General features: G+C 47.9%; 19 protein-coding genes and 1 riboswitch. Of the genes, 6 read left to right on the forward strand and 13 right to left on the reverse strand.

The annotated features are described in order from the left end of the window. Positions 1-247 precede the first annotated feature (247 nt). Together CS562_RS09870 and CS562_RS09875 are read left to right on the forward strand one after the other, a co-directional pair. Positions 248-871 carry a deoxynucleoside kinase gene (locus tag CS562_RS09870; RefSeq protein ID WP_076290440.1) on the forward strand — a complete coding sequence of 208 codons (624 nt, stop codon included), beginning with the start codon at positions 248-250 and terminating at the stop codon, positions 869-871. Further along, positions 868-1,518 carry a deoxynucleoside kinase gene (locus CS562_RS09875; protein ID WP_076290439.1) on the forward strand — a complete coding sequence of 217 codons (651 nt, stop codon included), beginning with the start codon at positions 868-870 and terminating at the stop codon, positions 1,516-1,518. The genes CS562_RS09870 and CS562_RS09875 overlap by 4 nt, the downstream gene beginning before the upstream one ends. 91 nt (positions 1,519-1,609) lie before the next feature. Here the strand turns inward: CS562_RS09875 and CS562_RS09880 are convergent, their stop codons facing one another. Continuing rightward, complete coding sequence (locus CS562_RS09880; protein WP_076290438.1) at positions 1,610-2,071, reverse strand: ferritin-like domain-containing protein; 462 nt, start codon at positions 2,069-2,071, stop codon at positions 1,610-1,612. A 192-nt stretch (positions 2,072-2,263) separates the two neighbouring features. Here CS562_RS09880 and CS562_RS09885 point away from each other — a divergent pair, with 192 nt between their 5' ends. Then, on the forward strand, positions 2,264-2,746 hold the full coding sequence (locus tag CS562_RS09885) for a hypothetical protein (protein ID WP_256716863.1): 483 nt from the start codon (positions 2,264-2,266) through the stop codon (positions 2,744-2,746). A gap of 384 nt (positions 2,747-3,130) precedes the next feature. Here the strand turns inward: CS562_RS09885 and CS562_RS09890 are convergent, their stop codons facing one another. The 12 genes from CS562_RS09890 to CS562_RS09945 all read right to left on the reverse strand — a co-directional run bounded on the left by CS562_RS09890 (position 3,131) and on the right by CS562_RS09945 (position 14,592). Then, complete coding sequence (locus CS562_RS09890; RefSeq protein WP_099855359.1) at positions 3,131-3,874, reverse strand: MerR family transcriptional regulator; 744 nt, start codon at positions 3,872-3,874, stop codon at positions 3,131-3,133. A gap of 171 nt (positions 3,875-4,045) precedes the next feature. Further along, positions 4,046-4,711, reverse strand: coding sequence for a thiamine phosphate synthase (thiE, locus tag CS562_RS09895; RefSeq protein ID WP_099855361.1), 666 nt, complete (start codon positions 4,709-4,711; stop codon positions 4,046-4,048). Next, positions 4,711-5,523 (reverse strand): bifunctional hydroxymethylpyrimidine kinase/phosphomethylpyrimidine kinase, encoded by an 813-nt coding sequence (gene thiD, locus CS562_RS09900; protein ID WP_076290435.1) that lies wholly within the window; start codon positions 5,521-5,523, stop codon positions 4,711-4,713. Before thiD ends, thiE begins: the two co-directional genes overlap by 1 nt. Beyond that, a complete protein-coding gene (gene thiM, locus CS562_RS09905; protein WP_099855363.1) occupies positions 5,523-6,332 on the reverse strand; it encodes a hydroxyethylthiazole kinase in 810 nt (269 codons plus the stop codon). Before thiM ends, thiD begins: the two co-directional genes overlap by 1 nt. Positions 6,333-6,569: 237 nt before the next feature. Next, complete coding sequence (locus CS562_RS09910) at positions 6,570-7,637, reverse strand: ABC transporter substrate-binding protein (RefSeq protein ID WP_099855365.1); 1,068 nt, start codon at positions 7,635-7,637, stop codon at positions 6,570-6,572. A gap of 48 nt (positions 7,638-7,685) precedes the next feature. Beyond that, positions 7,686-8,498: an ABC transporter permease gene (locus CS562_RS09915; protein ID WP_373561710.1), complete on the reverse strand. Its 813-nt coding sequence runs from the start codon at positions 8,496-8,498 to the stop codon at positions 7,686-7,688. Continuing rightward, the gene (locus tag CS562_RS09920) at positions 8,485-9,252 is read right to left on the reverse strand and encodes an ABC transporter ATP-binding protein (protein ID WP_099855367.1); all 768 of its coding nucleotides are present in this window, start codon (positions 9,250-9,252) and stop codon (positions 8,485-8,487) included. The genes CS562_RS09915 and CS562_RS09920 overlap by 14 nt, the downstream gene beginning before the upstream one ends. Positions 9,253-9,426: 174 nt before the next feature. Then, positions 9,427-9,529: riboswitch (TPP riboswitch) on the reverse strand. A gap of 108 nt (positions 9,530-9,637) precedes the next feature. Further along, entirely contained in the window at positions 9,638-10,759 is a 1,122-nt protein-coding gene (gene hisC / locus CS562_RS09925; RefSeq protein ID WP_099855369.1) for a histidinol-phosphate transaminase, read from the reverse strand. A 24-nt stretch (positions 10,760-10,783) separates the two neighbouring features. After that, entirely contained in the window at positions 10,784-11,560 is a 777-nt protein-coding gene (locus CS562_RS09930) for an ATP-binding cassette domain-containing protein (RefSeq protein WP_076290431.1), read from the reverse strand. Positions 11,561-11,584: 24 nt separating this feature from the next. Next, the gene (locus CS562_RS09935) at positions 11,585-12,370 is read right to left on the reverse strand and encodes an ABC transporter permease subunit (RefSeq protein ID WP_076290430.1); all 786 of its coding nucleotides are present in this window, start codon (positions 12,368-12,370) and stop codon (positions 11,585-11,587) included. Between the two features lie 27 nt (positions 12,371-12,397). Then, the gene (locus tag CS562_RS09940) at positions 12,398-13,453 is read right to left on the reverse strand and encodes an ABC transporter substrate-binding protein (protein ID WP_099855371.1); all 1,056 of its coding nucleotides are present in this window, start codon (positions 13,451-13,453) and stop codon (positions 12,398-12,400) included. Beyond that, a complete protein-coding gene (locus tag CS562_RS09945; RefSeq protein ID WP_099855373.1) occupies positions 13,450-14,592 on the reverse strand; it encodes an iron-containing alcohol dehydrogenase family protein in 1,143 nt (380 codons plus the stop codon). Before CS562_RS09945 ends, CS562_RS09940 begins: the two co-directional genes overlap by 4 nt. Before the next feature lie 289 nt (positions 14,593-14,881). Between CS562_RS09945 and CS562_RS09950 the strand changes: the two genes are divergently transcribed. The 3 genes from CS562_RS09950 to CS562_RS09960 all read left to right on the forward strand — a co-directional run bounded on the left by CS562_RS09950 (position 14,882) and on the right by CS562_RS09960 (position 17,621). Continuing rightward, on the forward strand, positions 14,882-15,574 hold the full coding sequence (locus CS562_RS09950; RefSeq protein ID WP_076290427.1) for an aspartate/glutamate racemase family protein: 693 nt from the start codon (positions 14,882-14,884) through the stop codon (positions 15,572-15,574). Positions 15,575-15,710: 136 nt separating this feature from the next. Next, positions 15,711-16,586, forward strand: a complete 876-nt coding sequence (locus CS562_RS09955) for a radical SAM/SPASM domain-containing protein (RefSeq protein WP_064640556.1) — start codon at positions 15,711-15,713, stop codon at positions 16,584-16,586. Between the two features lie 366 nt (positions 16,587-16,952). After that, entirely contained in the window at positions 16,953-17,621 is a 669-nt protein-coding gene (locus CS562_RS09960; RefSeq protein ID WP_076290425.1) for a pectate lyase, read from the forward strand. Positions 17,622-18,029 lie beyond the last annotated feature (408 nt).

The raw sequence follows: 18,029 nt of genomic DNA on the forward strand, positions 1-18,029 counted from the left end.
GGGAGAGTAGGACGCCGCCAAGCAATCAAAAGACACGATCGTAATTAAGCGATCGTGTCTTTTTCTGTTATTATGATCATGGGAATGAATATAACTCCTGTAGGCTGTTTTATATATCTTCGTCTTAGAGATAAAACTCATTTTATACATAAAATACTGGCCTTCCCATCATCCAAGCTGTGATACAATAGGTGGGGTCTATATAGAAACGGAAACACGCATGAGTACGAGGAGGAACTGAATTACGATGAAATCAGCCCCGTTTATTGCCGTGGAGGGTCCGATTGGTGCGGGGAAAACAACGTTAGCAACGATGCTTTCTCAGGAATTGAACCTTCCGCTGGTCAAGGAAATTGTAGAAGAGAATCCTTTTTTGGCTTCCTTCTATCAGGATATAGATGAGTGGAGCTTCCAGCTTGAAATGTTTTTTCTGTGTAACCGGTTTAAGCAACTGGAAGACACAGGCGTGCACTATATTAAGAAGAATACACCCGTCATTTCAGACTATCATATCTATAAAAATATGATTTTTGCTGAACGTACCTTAAAGGGAACGAAACGGGACAAATACCGTCAAATCTATCATCTCTTAACGGATGATCTGCCGAAACCCAATCTGGTTCTCTATATTGAGGCTGAACTCGATACATTGATGAACCGGATCAACAAACGTGGACGGTCTTTTGAGCAGGATATGGACCCGGCTTATATGGAGCAGTTAATTGCAGATTATAAAACAGGTATGGCTTACCTGGCCAGCAGCCCAAATCCGCCGATAATTATCAAGGTGAATGCGGAACAACTCGATTTTGTAGAACATCCCGAACATTTCAAACAGATTGTTAATCAGGTAAAGGAGTATATCACATGAATAACTATGGCATTCCGGCGAATGCATTAATTACGGTAGCAGGTACCGTTGGGGTGGGCAAATCCACTCTGACAGCCGCACTGGCTGAGCGTTTGAGCTTCAAGACTTCACTCGAGCAAGTCGACCACAATCCATATCTGGAGAAGTTCTATCATGACTTTGAACGTTGGAGCTTCCATTTGCAGATTTATTTCCTGGCAGAGCGTTTCAAGGAACAGAAGAAAATCTTTGAATTGGGCGGTGGATTTGTACAAGATCGTTCCATCTATGAGGATACAGGTATCTTTGCGCAAATGCATGCGGATCAGGGCACAATGTCGGCTACGGATTTTGAGACGTACAGCAGTTTGTTTGAAGCTATGGTGATGACACCGTATTTCCCTCATCCGGACGTACTGATTTACCTGGAAGGCAGCTTGCCATCCATTCTGAATCGAATTACGGAACGCGGACGGGAGATGGAGATTCAGACCGACCGTTCCTACTGGGAGCATATGCATGAGCGCTATTCGGTATGGATTAATCAATTTACGGCTTGTCCAGTGCTGCGTTTGAACATTGATGAGTATGATGTGAATGACCCAGCATCGGTGGATGCCATTTTGGCGCAGATTGCTGCTGTCATTAATCCTGCCAAGGGAGCTTGATTTATATAAAATGCCTTTTGACATGAGATAATTAGATTTATATAGTATTCCCCTCTACGCCAGCGAAAGCTTCTAGAGGGGATTTTTTTCGTTATTTGGTAAGAGGAGAATTCTCAGAAGATGTTTTTGACTTATGCTTTGTTAAGTAATACAGGAACCAGACGGCATGTCTCTGTTCATCCGTTGCTGCACGTCGAAACGATTCCTTAATGTAAGGGTCATTTGCTTGATCTGCGACTTGTGAGTAAAACTCAACCGTGTTTTGCTCATCACTAAAAGCATAATCTATTCCCGCGAAATACTCTGATGGACAATCCGAAGAGATTTGGACCGTAGGTTGCGTACCTGTTAACGAAACATAAATGGCGGTGAATTTTTGAAGATGCTCTAATTCATCAAGACGTATCTCCAGAATACGAGCTTTTTCCACTTCTGAGGGTGCTAATTCTGCCAGTTTGGCGTAACAGGCAATTGCTGAGGATTCTCCATTAATAGCTTTGGAAATTTGCGCTAACAGCAAGTTGTCATTTCGGTAATAGGGAACATAGTACATGGGGAGTACTCCTTCCAAACACGTTTTAACCAGAATATGCGGTTATTAGGCGGATGTGCCTATTTCTTAAAGAGTGAGGGGACGAAACAAAAGCAGAGAGAATTTTGTTGAATAAAAGGAGTATTTGTGGTTTCATAGGAAAGGTGAATTCTGGAAAAGAAGCATAAGCATGACTCAGGAGGGAAAGACAACGTGGAAGAGAAACAAGGGATCAAGATCGGCATGCCAATCGTTGGTGGATTATTGGCAGCAATTGTAGGAGGAATTGTGTGGGCAGTAATCGCTGCCATGACGGAAAGGGAGCTAGGGCTCATTGCTATCGTCATTGGGGCGCTCGCAGGCTACGCGGTTGTATTGTTCTCGAACAAACGGATCGCGACGGCACATAAAGCCATTGCAGTTATCTTTGCCCTTATCGGCATTTTGCTTGGGAAGTATCTGACGGTGGTGTATTTTACTTCAGAGTTGTTCAGCGATGCAAGCATGTTGGATCTGGTGTTCGATGGTGAGATGGTTAGTGCATTTGTGGATACCTTTACGGATTATTTCAGCGAGCCGGTTGACCTGTTATTCATCGTACTGGCGATTGTATCGGCATGGCAGATTCCAGGACGGATGGCGAAGACCAGTCTGGCCTCGGATGCTTCTTCGTCTGATCACGCTCCTAGAGCTTAACCAATGGCTAGCAGGAAGCAAGACTTGTGTAATACAGGGACTGCCTTCATTAAAAAAGTACTCAGAGTGAATAACTGTAATGGCTTATTCACATTGCGGCTGAGATACTACAAGAGGGACGTGACGTCTTAGGGCGTACGTCCCTTTTTTGTGTAAACTGAGTAATGTTGAATCCCTCGGCTGTCCAGCACATTCCATGAACACGGATAAGATGTGGCAGAACGGGGTTCTATATAATACGAGCATATTGCCTATATCGAGAGAGTAAGTTTTCATTAGCAATAGAAAGATCGATATAGAACAACTTGTCTACAACGATACCTGATTGCGAGGGGCATCGAATAATACGGATAATGCTATAGGTGGAATCCATGTAGGCCTAGATTAACTGTTTCGATCAGCAAACATAGCCATGGCATCCCTCATAAATACAGCCAAGCCTTCACCGAATTGATCAATATTACTTGTAAAACGTTCGTCGTCTACATACATTTGGCCCAACCCTCTGAAGACTTCAGGAGAATAATTGCCCATGTTGTTCAGATAGCTGTACCATTCCGAGATTCCGGATTGAGCTTCGGCAGAGTTTGGATCCGTGTGACGAATTGCTGCAAGACGAGTGTAGATTGAATTCATTTGATCGGATAGAGCTTTTTGCTCCCCAGGAGACTGGTTTTTTAACTTTTGATTAGCCTGATCCACTGCTTGGTCTCCCCAACGTTCCCTCGCTTCCTGTTCATACGGACTATGACTGAAGTTAAACCCTTCAAATTGTTCTTTGGCTGTCATCTTAATTTCTCCTCTCACGTGTTGAACCGATTTATCAATGGTGGCGATCATTTGGTCCAACCGCTGGCGTTTCTCCAGCAAAATACGGCGATGCATATTTAGAGCTTCTTCTCGATCGAACGATGGATTGTTTATAATCTCCTTGATATCTTTCAGAGAGAAATCGAGTTCTTTAAAAAATATAATCTGCTGCAGCATTTCAAGATTGGCATCTGAATACAGTCGATATCCGGCAGAAGTCACTTCGTCCGGTGTTAACAGTCCGATCTCATCATAATGATGCAGTGTGCGCACACTGATCCCGACAAGTTCGGCCACTTCTTTTACTTTCATGGCCATGATGGGAAACCTCCTTACACCACCGATTGTACAGCGTCACGTTACGTGAGAGTCAACTAGTAAAAATGAAAAAATAAGATGCAGGCACAGAGGCTGCATCTTGAGAATGATTGAATGTGTTGCACCATCTATCTGGTGCAGCACACGGCTGGCGGTGCAGGGAGCGCATGGCTACGCCTGCATCCCGCGCACCGCCGCAGCGAACTGCGCAGCCGCTGCGCGCACATCGGCCGCGCCCGCGATGGCGGAGATGACGGCTACGCCGTCGGCTCCTGCCGCCATCACGGCGGCCGTGGTATCGGGCGTAATGCCGCCGATACCCACCACCGGAACTGCGATGCCTGCGGCGCGCAGTTCGGCTACCCCGGCGGGGCCCAGCACAGCGTGGGCATCCGCTTTGGAACGCGTCGGGTACATTGGCCCGACGCCAAGATAGTTGGCGCCCGCCTGAACTGCACGGCGGGCTTCCAGCGCGGAGTGGGCGGATACGCCAAGCATCCGCCCTTCTCCGATGCGGGCGCGTACCAGCACCGCGTCCGCATCGTCCTGGCCGACATGTATGCCGTCGGCCTCCACCGCCACAGCCAGCTCCACATCATCGTTCACGATGAACGGTATTCCGTGCTGGCTGCACATCTCGCGAAGCCGCCTCGCAAGCGTGATGCGTGCTTCGCCAACCAGAGCGCCAGTTCCTTTTTCCCGGAACTGGAACAGCGTAATGCCGCCAGCGATGGCTTGGCGCAGCACTTCCACCGGGTCACGCGTCGTATTCACGCTGCCCATGACCAAATACACCTGCAGCGCATGCCGTATTGCTTCTGCATCCAGAGGGCGCATTACTGTTCACCCCGCAGTCTGCGCTGATACGCAAAATGATTCGTCGGCCCATGTCCGTCCCCAATCCCCAGCTCATCTTCGATGGCTGCCTGAATGAATGCTCGCGCGGTGGTGACGGCAGCCAGTACAGTTGAGCCCTTCGCCAATTCGGCAGTAATGGCCGCAGAATACGTACATCCCGTTCCATGAGTATGCCTTGTCACTACCCGAACGTTCTCCAAATAGTGAAAAGATTGCCCATCATAAAGCACATCGACAATCATGCCACTTCCCTCATCATGACCACCTTTCACCAAAGCATACGTGGAGCCCATCTGCACGATTCGTCTTGCGGCTTCTTCGCGCTGACTCAAATTCAAAATGGACATTCCAGTAAGAAGCTCGGCTTCCGGAATGTTCGGTGTCGTGATCAGTGCATGAGGCAGCAGCTCTGTAATTAACGCTTGAACGGCCTCCTGTTGCAGCAGAGGGGCGCCGCCTTTGGCAACCATAACCGGATCGATGACCAAATTGGACCATCCATATTGCTGCCATTTCTCGGCAACCAGTTTAATTATTTCAGCACTATAGAGCATGCCCGTCTTCACGGCTGTAGGCTGAAAATCATCACCAGTCGAATCCAACTGTTGAGCAATACCTTCATATGAAATAGGGAAGACGCCCTGCACACCTGTTGTATTTTGGGCAGCGATAGCTGTAATTATAGTCATGCCGTACACACCAAGCTCCTGAAAGGTCTTCAGATCAGCTTGAATTCCGGCGCCGCCACCATTATCGGAACCAGCAATCGTCAAAGCCTGCGCAATACTCATTACGCACCTCCATCAAACTGGCGAACCTGTGCTCGCTCTGCGAGAACGTCAGGTGTCACTTGGGCCAGTTGATTCAGCAATTCGATCTGGAAGCTGCCCGGTCCAAGGTCAGCGGTGCGTTCCGCCGCAATCTCTGCTGCAACGCCATAGAAAGCGAGTGCCTCCACAACACTGTTCAGCAAGTCTTCTCCCGGTTTCGCAATGGCTGCAAAAGCACCAATTACCGAGCTGAGCAAGCAGCCTGCACCAGTCACTTGGGTAAGCAAGGCATGTCCATTACTCGCCAGGAACGTCGTTTGTCCATCCGTAATGACATCCTCGCGTCCGGTAATGACGACCACACAGCCGAGTTTTAGTGCTGCCCGTTTCGCTATTCCGATTCGATCTCCTTCGCCTTGACCTGCATCCACACCTTTGATGCTCCAACGCTCACCGATGACATTGGCGACTTCTGCCACATTGCCCCGCAACACCGTGAGGCGAAGCTCACGAACGAGCATCTGAACGATTTCCGTACGATAGGCGGTTGCGCCAGCTCCAACCGGATCGAGCACAACAGGTACGTTATTTGAATTAGCTGATCGACCAGCCAAACGGATCGCCTCAACCACCTTTTCGTCCAGTGTGCCAATGTTCAGTACAACTGCTCCCGACATCTTGGCAACATCAGCAACTTCTTCATGCGCATAAGCCATAAAGGGAGATGCACCTAGTGCGAGCAAACCGTTGGCCGTAAACGGAGCGACGACAATATTCGTAATGTTATGAACAAGCGGATTTTGCGTACGAACACGTTCCAGATAAGACATATAAGTTCCTCCTTATAAATAAGTAATTTGATCAATAAAAGCAGGGAAGGTTGCCATTATAATCAGTTGTTAGTTCTGCAACGTTGCTGGTTTCCAATTAATGACGGGTGTTAAACGTTATTCCCGGATAGCTGCAAAGTCCATATAGAAAATTCCTAATAGAAGGCCCTCATCCTCGTTAAAGATTCTATTCGTCCAAATGTAATCCCGAAACTACTCTTGTGGGCGACATCTTCCTTACTCACCCTGCAAGTTGATAAAAGCATCCTCAGCCTTTACGGAATCCGGAATCAGTTCACTTTGAACCAACCATGCACGTACATTTTCCCAAGAAGAGGCGTCCTGCCTGCCAAACGGCTGACCTTCTTCATTCATCAGTGGCAGTAAAATATTCAGACTTTTGGTTTCGATCTCCGGGTCAAGAGGAGACGTTTCGTTCTCATGTGCGAGCAGAATGTTCAGCGCGTCCTCGGGGTGCTCTGTTACATATTTCTGTCCTTCCTGTATCGCTTTGATGAAGCGGGTAAGCTGATCCTTTTTCGCTTCAATGCCCGCATCACTTGCAGTGAGGACCAGTTCATAATAATCAGGTACGCCGTAATCGACGGGATTGATCGATTTCATGGCATGACCTTCCTTTTCCAGAATCAATTGTTCATGGTTAATAAAACCACCCATAATGGCATCTGCCTGTCCGGAGGCTAGGGAAGGAATCAGGTCAAATCCTACATCGACCAGATTCATCTTGTCGGCATTACCGCCATCTTGGCTGATCATGGTACGCACCATCGCTTCATACAGAGGGATTGAGGAATAGCCAACCGTCAGCGTTTCAAGATCTTTTGGCGATTTCACTTTACCGTTGAGTTCGGTCAACAGATGCACGAGCGGATGACGAACGACCGCAGCAATTGAACGTACAGGAATGTTCTCCCCACGCGCGAGCAAAATTTGCGGCTGGTAGCTTAGTGCCAAATCGATCTTCCCGGCGGCAACAAGTTTGAGGGCATCATTCGTATCAGCAGGCATCTGGATTTCCACGTCCAGATCTTGATCCGCGAAGTAACCTTTTTCCTGAGCAACATAGATGAAGGAATGTACTGCATTTGGGTACCAATCGAGCATGATGGACAGCTTCTCTTTGGATTCCGATGGCGTTTCTATCGCAGATGAGTCTGTATCGTTTGCATTGGAAGTTGAGCCTGTGGAGGGCGTATTGATGCCCGTTTTACCGCATCCGCTGACGATCAGCAAAAGAGACATGAGCAGAATGGGGAGCAGGGAATAGATATGCTTTTTATTCATAACGTAAAGTTCCTCGTTTCTTTTGTTTTTTGTTTTGAAATCCGAAAGTTATCCAGCTTTTCTTCTACCTGCATGACGTGGTGTACCAAATCTTCTCTCCATCCATGCAATGAGTACAAACAGGGCGATACCAAGTAGGGATAATAGCATAATGGCGGCGAACATCGCATCCGTGTTCATATTGCTCGACATTCTGCGGCTGAAGTAGCCAAGCCCCTTGCTTCCACCGAGCCATTCACCGATCGTTGCACCGACCACACAATACACCACAGACATTTTCAGTCCCGAAAAGAAGGAGGGAAGGGCAAGTGGAATCTGGAGTTTGCGAAAAATATCCCACTTGGTGGCCCCCATCGTCAGCAGCAGTTCACGCTGCTCCGGATCACCCTGGCGCAAGCCATCGTAGGTGCTCACTACAATCGGGAAAAATGCGATCAGGAACACCACCGCCACTTTACTCCACAGCGTGTAGCCAAACCACAGGATGAAGACGGGGGAAAGGGCAATCAGCGGGATCGTCTGACTGATCACGATGAAGGGATATAACGCTTTTTCAATCGACCGATTCATATGCATACCCGTTGCAAGTGCAGTCCCGGCACCAATGGACAAGCCAAAACCAACGATAACCTCCATCAAGGTAGCGGGCAGATGTGTAGCCAGCAGAAGGTGGTGATGTTCATACAGCGAACGGACAATCGCCGTCGGGGCTGGAATGATGAAGGAAGGCACCCATCCCATACACACAATCCACTCCCAGAGAGCAAGCAGCAAGATCATGAGCAAAAGAAACAGACCATAACGGGCAAGCCAACCTCTTACGCTATGCTTCATGCTATCTCTCAAGTTACCGTCTCGCATGCAATTGTTCCTCCAGTAGTCGTCTCATCTGAACGAGAGCCGGTTCGTAGATCATGTCCGAATGTCTTGGACGTGGCAAAGGTACCGTCAGATCCTGCAGCTGTTGGCCTTGGCCCACCGGAGTTAACAGGATAATCCGATCACTGAGCAGCAGGGCTTCTTCAATGTCATGTGTGATGAACAACACGGTTTTGCCCAGGCCCTCCCAGAGCTCCAGCAGCCACCGATGCATCTCACGTTTGGTCATGGCATCGAGTGCGCCGAATGGTTCATCCAGGAGCATGAGTTGGCCACCTGTCAGCAAAGTACGAAGCAGCGCGACACGCTGGCGCATGCCACCTGACAGCTCGTCCGGGTAAGCATGCGCGTGACCGGATAAGCCAAATCGGTCGAGACCGGCCAGAATGTCCGCTCGAATCCTTACCTTATCCTGCCGACCTGGAGCAAGTTCAGCGGGGAGCATGCAATTCTCCAGGACGGTTCTCCAGGATAACAGGAGGTCCTTTTGTGGCATGTAGGCCACCTGCCCCAGTCGCTTTCCTTCTTGAACCCAAGGAATGTCAATGGTTCCGTGTGTTGGCTCAAGCAAGCCTGCCAGCAGCTTGAAGAGGGTACTTTTACCGGAGCCGCTGGAACCGATGAGCGAAACGAATTCTCCTTTGGCTACACGCATCGACACATTGGAGAGCACTGGGGAATCCCTTTTTCCCGGGAAAGCGTAGCTCATGTTGTGAAGGGTTATATCGTTATCCATCTCGTTCCGTCCCCCTTGTTATTCAAAATTCAACCTCAAACCGCGGGATCTTTAATTACACCTTCTGATCTGCCCGCAGAACGCGAAAAAGACCCACCCATTTCCGGAGAAATGAGTGGGTCTGTAAGTCAATTCACATTAAATTTCATCATCAACATGAAAAAATCCGCTTACTGAGAGGCCGCTCCACTTCCCTCCGCTGGTATGATCCAGATCAGGTTCAAAGGGTCCGAATCGTTCGATTCGTCTCAGCCGCAAGGCTCCCCTAGTGCAATGTTCAAGATATGCAGTTGTGTGTTCAGCATATATCACATGCAAGTGGAATGTAAAGAGGGCGGCTTAAAAGAAGTGTGCGTAATGTGAGTTAGGAAAGTAACCTAGGATTCTAATCGTTGGAATGTAACAGTGAATCAAGCTCACCGATCAGCCGGGCAATCTGCTCAGGTGTGCCAATCGTAATCCGAAGCCAGGTAGGCATACCGAATTCGGCACCGCCGCGAACAGAGATGCCTCTGTTCAACAATTCTTGGGTAATCGGGCCACTATCCTGCAACAGATCCACCATAATGAAATTTGTTTCGGAAGGGATGTAGGGTAAGTTCCAATGATCAAAGGACTGCATTAACGTTTCCCGTCCCTGACGATTGTAGTGCAGGCAATGAGAAACAAATTCATGATCATCCAGGCTGGCCGAAGCAGCGGCTTGGGATGTGGCTGTCAGACTGATAGGCAGCTTGACCCGGTTAATGCCTTCAATGATGCTTTCATTCCCGATGCCATATCCGATTCGTAGGCCGGCAAGTCCATATATTTTGGAGAAGGTCCGTAAAATAATCAGATTATTGTACTGCTCCAGCAGCTTAACCGTATCAGGATAATCTTCACTTTCCGCGAATTCATAATACGCTTCGTCCAGGACAACCACGACATGGGAGGGAACATGTTCGAGTAAACCAAGCAGGGCATCTGCCGTGAAAATGGTTCCGGTTGGATTATTCGGATTGCACAGCCAGATGATTCGGGTAGAAGCATTAATCCGGTGCCGGAATTGCTCCAGGTCCAGCGAATGGTTGACCAAAGGCACTTCATGAATAACCCCGCCTGCCAGCAGCGTAGCGCCCTTATACCAGTTAAAGGAGGGCACCGGAATGAGTGATTCCTCGCCGGGATTAAGATAGGCTTGGGCGGTAAGGGTTAGGAGCTCGAATGATCCACTGCCAAATACCAGTTGGGAGGTACGCACACCTAGACGTTCCGCAAGTTTGTCACGGAGCAGTTGGCTGGAACCGTCGGGGTATTGAGCCAAAAGATCGGAACCCAGCGATCTGACCGCTTCTGCTGCCAGGGGAGAAGAACCAAACGGATTTTCGTTCGCTGCAAGTCGATCTACACTTTCCAGTCCCAACTCCCTCCGGATCTGTTCCATGGATTTGGCAGGCGTATAAGCCGGAATTCGATTTAACAAGTCTTTAACAGGTGGAGAGGGAACGGATGAAAGGGATTGCATAATCATGCCTTCTTTCCAGTGGAATTAGATCGAGAATGATATCTGTTTCTGGGCAATCTGCTGTGGTGTCTCTTGTGGAGGAGTCAACAATCGATTCAGAATCAGGTTTTCAAAATGAGCAAACCCGCTGTCCCGAACGCGAGGCCGCTCCAGCGTAATTCGGGTATCCATCGTTATATGACCATCCTCGATTAAAAGCACCCTGTCTGCCAGCGCAACCGCCTCGCTGACATCATGCGTGACCAGAATGACGGTCAGATCTTCTTCAGCCCACAAGCGTTCGATTAACTGCTGCATCTCAATTCGGGTTAATGCATCGAGTGCACCCAGCGGTTCATCCAGCAGCAGTAAGCGCGGATGACTTGCGAGTGCTCGTGCCAAGGCGACACGTTGTTTTTGTCCGCCAGATAATACCCCCGGCCAATCACCTTCACGCTCTTCAAGTCCTACATTGCGAAGCGACTGGCGTGCATCTTCCTTGTTCTTGTCGGGGATGCCCAATCGTACATTGTCGAGCACGGATTTCCAAGGCAGCAGCCGGGCTTCCTGAAACAGAAATCGTGTCTCGGGTGCTGTACTGCCAAGCTTTCTGTTACTCAGCATAATGCTCCCGGAAGAGGGAGGTTCCAGCCCGGCGATCAGACGCAGCAAAGTACTTTTGCCGCAGCCGCTTCGTCCAACGATGGCTACAAATTCCCCTTGTCTTACGTTGACGTTAATGTCGGATAGAATCGTCCGCTGATCATACGATTTCTGAACCCCATCTACTTGAAGAAAAGGACTGATCTGACTTGTGCTCATGGATTAATTCACGCTCCTTTGGCTTTACTTGCGGGATAGAGCCGGGTTCCAGCGCAGCCAGCGCCGTTCCAGCCATTTGGCGATGGTATCGGACAGCTTGCCCAGCAAGGCATACAGCAGAATGCTTAAGACGATTACGTCCATCTGCATGAATTCCCGCGCGTTCATTGCCATATATCCAATCCCCGCATCCGCCGCAACCGTCTCGGCTACGATGAGGGTCAGCCACATAATGCCAAGTGCATAACGAACACCCACCAGAATGGAAGGCAGTGCACCAGGCAGGATAATGTCTTTATAAAGGGACCAACGACTGAGGCCATATACTTTGCCCATTTCAATCAGACCGGGATCGACCGATCGTATGCCGTGGAACGTATTCAGATATACCGGAAAGAATACCCCCAGGGAAACGAGGAATAATTTGGCTTCTTCACCGATCCCGAACCACACAATAACGAGGGGGATCAAGGACAGATGCGGAATGTTACGGATCATCTGTACCGAGGAGTCGGCGATCTTTTCCGCAAGGGAGGAGATGCCGTTCAGCACTCCCAGCAGAAAACCCAGACCCCCACCAATGAGGAATCCTCCCAAAGCCCGTCTGGCGCTAATACTGATATTGTTCAGTAGTTCACCGTTACCAAGCAGACGAATGAAGGCCTCCAGTACTTGAGCGGGACGGGGCAAAATATTGGCTGCAACAACTCCGGATGCAGTCAGCCATTGCCACAGAGCCAGAATGAGTAGTGGTACAACAAAAGGAATGAACTGGTTAAACCATGCCCGGTTAAAGGTTTTGGACCGCACGTTATGCCTACCTCCTTGCTTCCTTCGTTATTGACTACCTGGAGCTGGAAGTTGATCTTGAAGTGCATCACTCCAGAATGTGCTCACATCGACTGCCTGCCCAAAAATTCCCGCTTGCTGAAACGTATCTGCTACGTCCTGTTCGGACTTGATGGCCTCATCAGAAATGGCAACAATACGTGATGGGCGTTGTGCTTCTCCATCCGTGTAGGTTTTAAGGGCTTGTTCCACCGGCTGGTGGGTGTTGTCTGCTGTAATTTGAGCCCATGCATCCTTATTGGCACGAGCCCAATCATTGAATTTGTTGATTCGCTCCAGATAATCAGCAAGGGCCTCTTTCTGTTCCGCATTTGCAATAGCCTGATCGGAGGCGGCTACAAGGAAGCTGCCTGACAGGATATCTTTGGCGCTGGCGAGCGTTGTTGCTTCATTCTGATGTGCGGAGATGATGGCATTGCCGTAACTGGCAAGGGCATCCACTTTCCCGCTAATCAGGGCGCTGAGTCCATCGGCTGTTGAAAGTTCGACCGGACTGATGTCACTCCAGGTTAATCCGGCTTCCTCCAGCATTTTGAGCAGGAAATAGTGGGCCGTTGTATTTTTTACGAAAGCAACTTTCTTGCCTTTCAGGTCAGCAACCGATTTGATCGAAGAATCTTTGGGAACAACGACCTCCTGATTTAAGGTGCTGCCTTGTTGTACCGCTATAATTTTGAAGCTTCCACCATTGGCAGCCTGAGATGCAAAAATGGGCGGAATTTCACTGGTCACACCAAAGTCCAATTGATTTGCAGCCATCGCTTCGAGGATCAGGTTACCTCCCTGAAATACGTTATAAGTGACTTTATAGGGGGTGTCATCGAGTCCGGCGGCTTTTAGCCCCAATTCGAGATTGCCCCATCCGGTCTGACCAACCCGAATAGTAACGTCTTTATTCGAAGCAGCTGATGCTACTGTCGGTGTTGTGCCTGTACCGGTGGCCTGATTATCAGTTCCGGGAGAGCAGCCGGAAATCAGCAACAACAGAAGCGCGCACAGAAAGGCAGTTAAGGGAAGAGTGTACTGGCGGTTTGGACGGATCATAGGGAGGAAACCTCCTTGGTGTATGTACTGCTTTCACTAGACTGACTGGATTCTATGAATGTTTGGCCGATGCGGTCTGCCTGAAGAATGGCTTCGGTTACCTGCGCCGTGCTAACTCCGAAGGAGAGATGTGCCGCACTGCCTTCCCGCAGCTGTAGTCCTGCTGCAATGCGCGCAGCAGCTTCCTGAGGCTGTTGTTGTATCCCAAGTTGGGCAAGAGTGATGGGCAGATTCAGCTTATGTAACAGAGTGGTCAACTCATGAAGCTCATCCCCTGCTTTGCCTTCAAGAATCCACTGGGTGAAGAGTCCAAAGGCTACCTTTTCTCCATGTAGCGAAGCGTGTGTTTCGGGTAATTTGGTGAGGCTATCATGCAGCCCGTGAGCAATCGCAGCATGAAGTGATCCATCGCTAATGCTGCCTACAAGTCCTGCGAGCACAATGATGGCATCGGCAACATCACGGAATTGAGGTGTACTACCGGTTGTATCGGTGGATTCATAGACATCGATGGCGTGCGCTTCAAGAATATCGAGTGCAAGCTTGGCAGTGCTGACACTGTTTCGGAGAGTGAGGCTGGTGGCGTTGCCACTTAGATTAACGGCGAACTCATGCCATTTTACGAGTGTGTCACCGATCCCAGCGGCCAAATACCGCCTTGGTGCACTCGCCAGAATATGAGGATCAGCCAGAACGAGATTGGGCGAACGGCGCAGGGGACGATATCCTGCAGCTTGGCCCTGTTCATCATAGAGCACGGTTAAGGCGGACCAGGCAGCGCAGGTTGCGGCAATCGTAGGGACCGTTACAATGGGCAATTGGGCTTGCTCGGCTACCGCTTTGGACAGATCGAGCACTTTACCACCACCGACGCCGATAATCAGATCAACATCCAGATCGAAAGCTTGCTGCGTAAAAGTATCAATCTGGCCTGTCGTAACCTCACCGTAAAACAATTGCACATGGAACTTGATCTTATGCTCTTCCAGTGAAGGAAGAAGATAAGGTTTTACTGCTTTTAATGCAGACTCACCGGCGATGATCAGAACATGCTGCCCAAGCTGTGCAATCCGTGGACCACTTTGCTCAAGAATGTTAGCTTCGTGTACATATACTGCAGGTGCCTTAACAGTAATCATGAATACACTCTCCTCATAGCTTATTATTCTTACGTTTTAACTTGGTTTTAAATTGTTTAGATTCTAGCATTGCGTTTCAGCAACCACAATAACCCGGACAATCAATACATCCTATACTTCGATTGAAAGAATCTATAAGTAATAATAGAACGGGGGAACGAGGGGCAATCGACTCTTTACTTTGCTTACGTTACGGAGGCAGGTTTATTTAAGATGTAAGATACGGTACAATGTCTAATAATTTCTATAGGTTGCTTTCGGGATATGACCAATGGAGAGGGGAGTGCTTATGAAAACTATTGGCCTTATTGGCGGAATGAGTTGGGAGTCATCGTTAGAATATTATCGAATTATTAACGAAGAAGTAAAAACTAAATTGGGAGGATTGCATTCAGCCAAGTGCATTTTATATAGCGTGGATTTCGAAGAAATCGAGCGCTATCAAGCTGAAGGAGAATGGGAAAGCGCTGGGAAATTATTAGGCAATGCTGCTCAGTCTTTGGAAAAGGCAGGAGCTGAAATGATTGTAATTTGTACAAATACGATGCATAAAGTAATTAATCATATTGAAGAAAAAGTTAGCTTACCCGTTGTGCACATTGCTGATTCAACAGCCAATCAGATTCTAAAGTCCAAAATAAGTACAGTTGGTTTACTTGGCACTAAATATACGATGGAACAGGACTTCTATAAAAAACGAATTGAGTTTAATGGTATTAAGGTTTTGGTGCCGAATGAAGAGGATCGAACAGGCATAAATAAAGTAATATATGAGGAATTGTGTTTAGGGAAAATTCAACAAGAATCAAGGGATTATTATAAAGAGGTTATTAAGAGATTAGTTGATCATGGAGCCGAGGGGATAATATTAGGTTGCACCGAAATTGGTTTATTAGTAAAACCGGAGGATTCAGAAGTGCCCTTATTTGATACAACACGAATACATGCCATTGAATCTGTTAATCTGGCATTAGCCAAATAAAATGGACCTAACGGGATAAACCGGTTCTCGGATTTACCTTGGCACCTGAACCCGATATAATAGTGGTGGCACATATGGGCCGGATCACAAATGAGGGTGGGACTGTTCTCCCTCTAAGCAGAATGGGGACCCCGAGTTGAAAACGTTCAAGAAAGTATATATTGAGATCACAAGTATATGTAATCTGGCATGCAGCTTCTGTCCGCAGACCAAACGTGCCAAAAATTTCATTGACCCTGAAGTCTTCAACAATATATTGGATCAGATCAAACCCCATACCAAACATATTTATTTACATGTCAAAGGTGAGCCGCTGCTTCATCCCAAAATTGATCTGTTACTGGATTCAGCGCATGAAAAGGGATTCAAGGTTAACATTACGACAAACGGTACGCTGCTGCCCAAAACCCAGCACAAACTGCTCGGCAAACCGGCACTGCGTCAGATGAACTTCTCCCTGCACAGCTTTGATGGTCACGAAGGTTCTACAGACCGTGAGGGTTATCTGGGCAATGTGTTGTCTTTTGTCCGGGAAGCAGTGAAGCACAATGTCATTATTTCATTCCGACTCTGGAATTTGACACAGGATAACTTCACGAATGCGCAGATGAACCGAAACCGGGAGACGCTGGAGGTTCTTGAACGTGAGTTCAATCTGGATTTCCGTATTGAGGAGAAGGTGGTGCCAGGGAGCGGTGTCAAAATTGCCCCGAATGTGTATCTGAATCAGGACCATGAATTCCAGTGGCCGAGTCTGGATGCACCCGAAGATGATGGTAAAGGCTTCTGTCATGCGCTTCGCAGTCAGGCTGCCGTGCTTGTCGATGGAACTGTAGTTCCATGCTGCCTCGATGGTGAGGGTGTAATTAACTTGGGTAACGTTCATGAAAAATCGTTCTCGGAGATTGTGGATGGTGAACGAGCCAACAATCTGTTCTATGGTTTCTCCAAACGGGAAGCAGTGGAGGAATTATGTCGGAAGTGTGGATATCGTCAGCGGTTTGGCGCTTAAAGCGTAATTTAATAAATAAAATGAGATGCAAAATAATAGAGATCACGTTGTCTGGAAACAGATGAAGTGGTCTTTCGTTTTTTTTATAGGCCTATACAGGAACATATAGCCCTAAATTACAAGTTGTAAAAGAAGCATACCCGAAGTTGAGATCGGCACATTACACAATGGAGTACGATACAAAAAATGCCGAAATCACAGACATAATGCTGTCATTTTGATATCTAAGCTAATGATTATTATCGTAACACTCCTTTTTTGGTAGGATCAGGGTAGGTTCCGAGCCAGAGGTGCACCTCTGATCGGTTCCTTGAGACAAGCTTATGCTTGTACGCCAATTCATCTGAATAAGGGAGGATTTAAGTGATGAAAAAAATGTTGACGTTGTTGCTGTCCGCCGGTCTGGTTGCTTCATTGTTCGGTGCAATTCCAGCTTTTGCTGCACCTACTGTTGTGAACTCAACGATTATTGTAGCCAAGGGAGAAACTTTTGATGGCAAAGGCCAAACGTATGTAGCCAACCCTTCCACCCTGGGAGATGGATCTCAAGCGGAAGATCAGAAGCCGGTATTTCGGTTGGAGGCAGGCGCCACACTCAAAAATGTAATTATCGGTTCACCTGCAGCTGACGGTGTTCATTGTTACGGTAACTGTTCTATTTCGAATGTGGTATGGCAAGACGTGGGCGAGGATGCACTGACGCTGAAGTCTTCCGGAACCGTAAACATCACTGGTGGAGCAGCTTACAAGGCCTATGATAAAGTATTTCAAATGAATGCAGCCGGAACGATTAACATTAAAAATTTCCGTGCAGACGATATTGGCAAGCTGGTACGCCAGAATGGCGGAACAACCTTCGCCGTGAACATGACGCTCGACAACTCGGACATTTCCAATGTCAAAGATTCCATTATGCGTACGGATAGCAGTACATCGCAAGGCAAAATTACAAATACCCGTTATTCCAAAGTACCGACCTTGTTTAAAGGCTTTGCATCGGGCAAAACAAGTCAATCCGGGAATACACAATATTAAAACGGAGCTTACCGGTTCGCAAGAATTTTCCTCTAAACAATATGATGCATAAACAATTAAAGGGGCTGTCCCATCAGTCATGAATATGACGGGGGACAGCCCTTGTTTGCGTTATTTTGGTTTAATGAACCTGACACACGTTTTTCACTCACATTTGCACCTTTCTGAGATGTAACGAATCACAGAGACGTTACTTCTTGAAGCAGAAGCATATTTGTACAAAGAAGAACATATAGTTAATCACTCTTTCTTCTAGGTTAAACTGATTTTTCCTTATCGGGATTGTCACAAATACCCATGTGTTGTACAGTAGAAGCAATGAAATAAGTGAACCGGGAGCTCAATGAAGTTGGGCTGAGAGAGCGGCCTTGTGCCGCTGACCGTATATCTGATCTGGGTAATGCCAGC

The organism is Paenibacillus sp. LK1, assembly GCF_002750415.1.
Taxonomy (GTDB): domain Bacteria; phylum Bacillota; class Bacilli; order Paenibacillales; family Paenibacillaceae; genus Paenibacillus; species Paenibacillus taichungensis.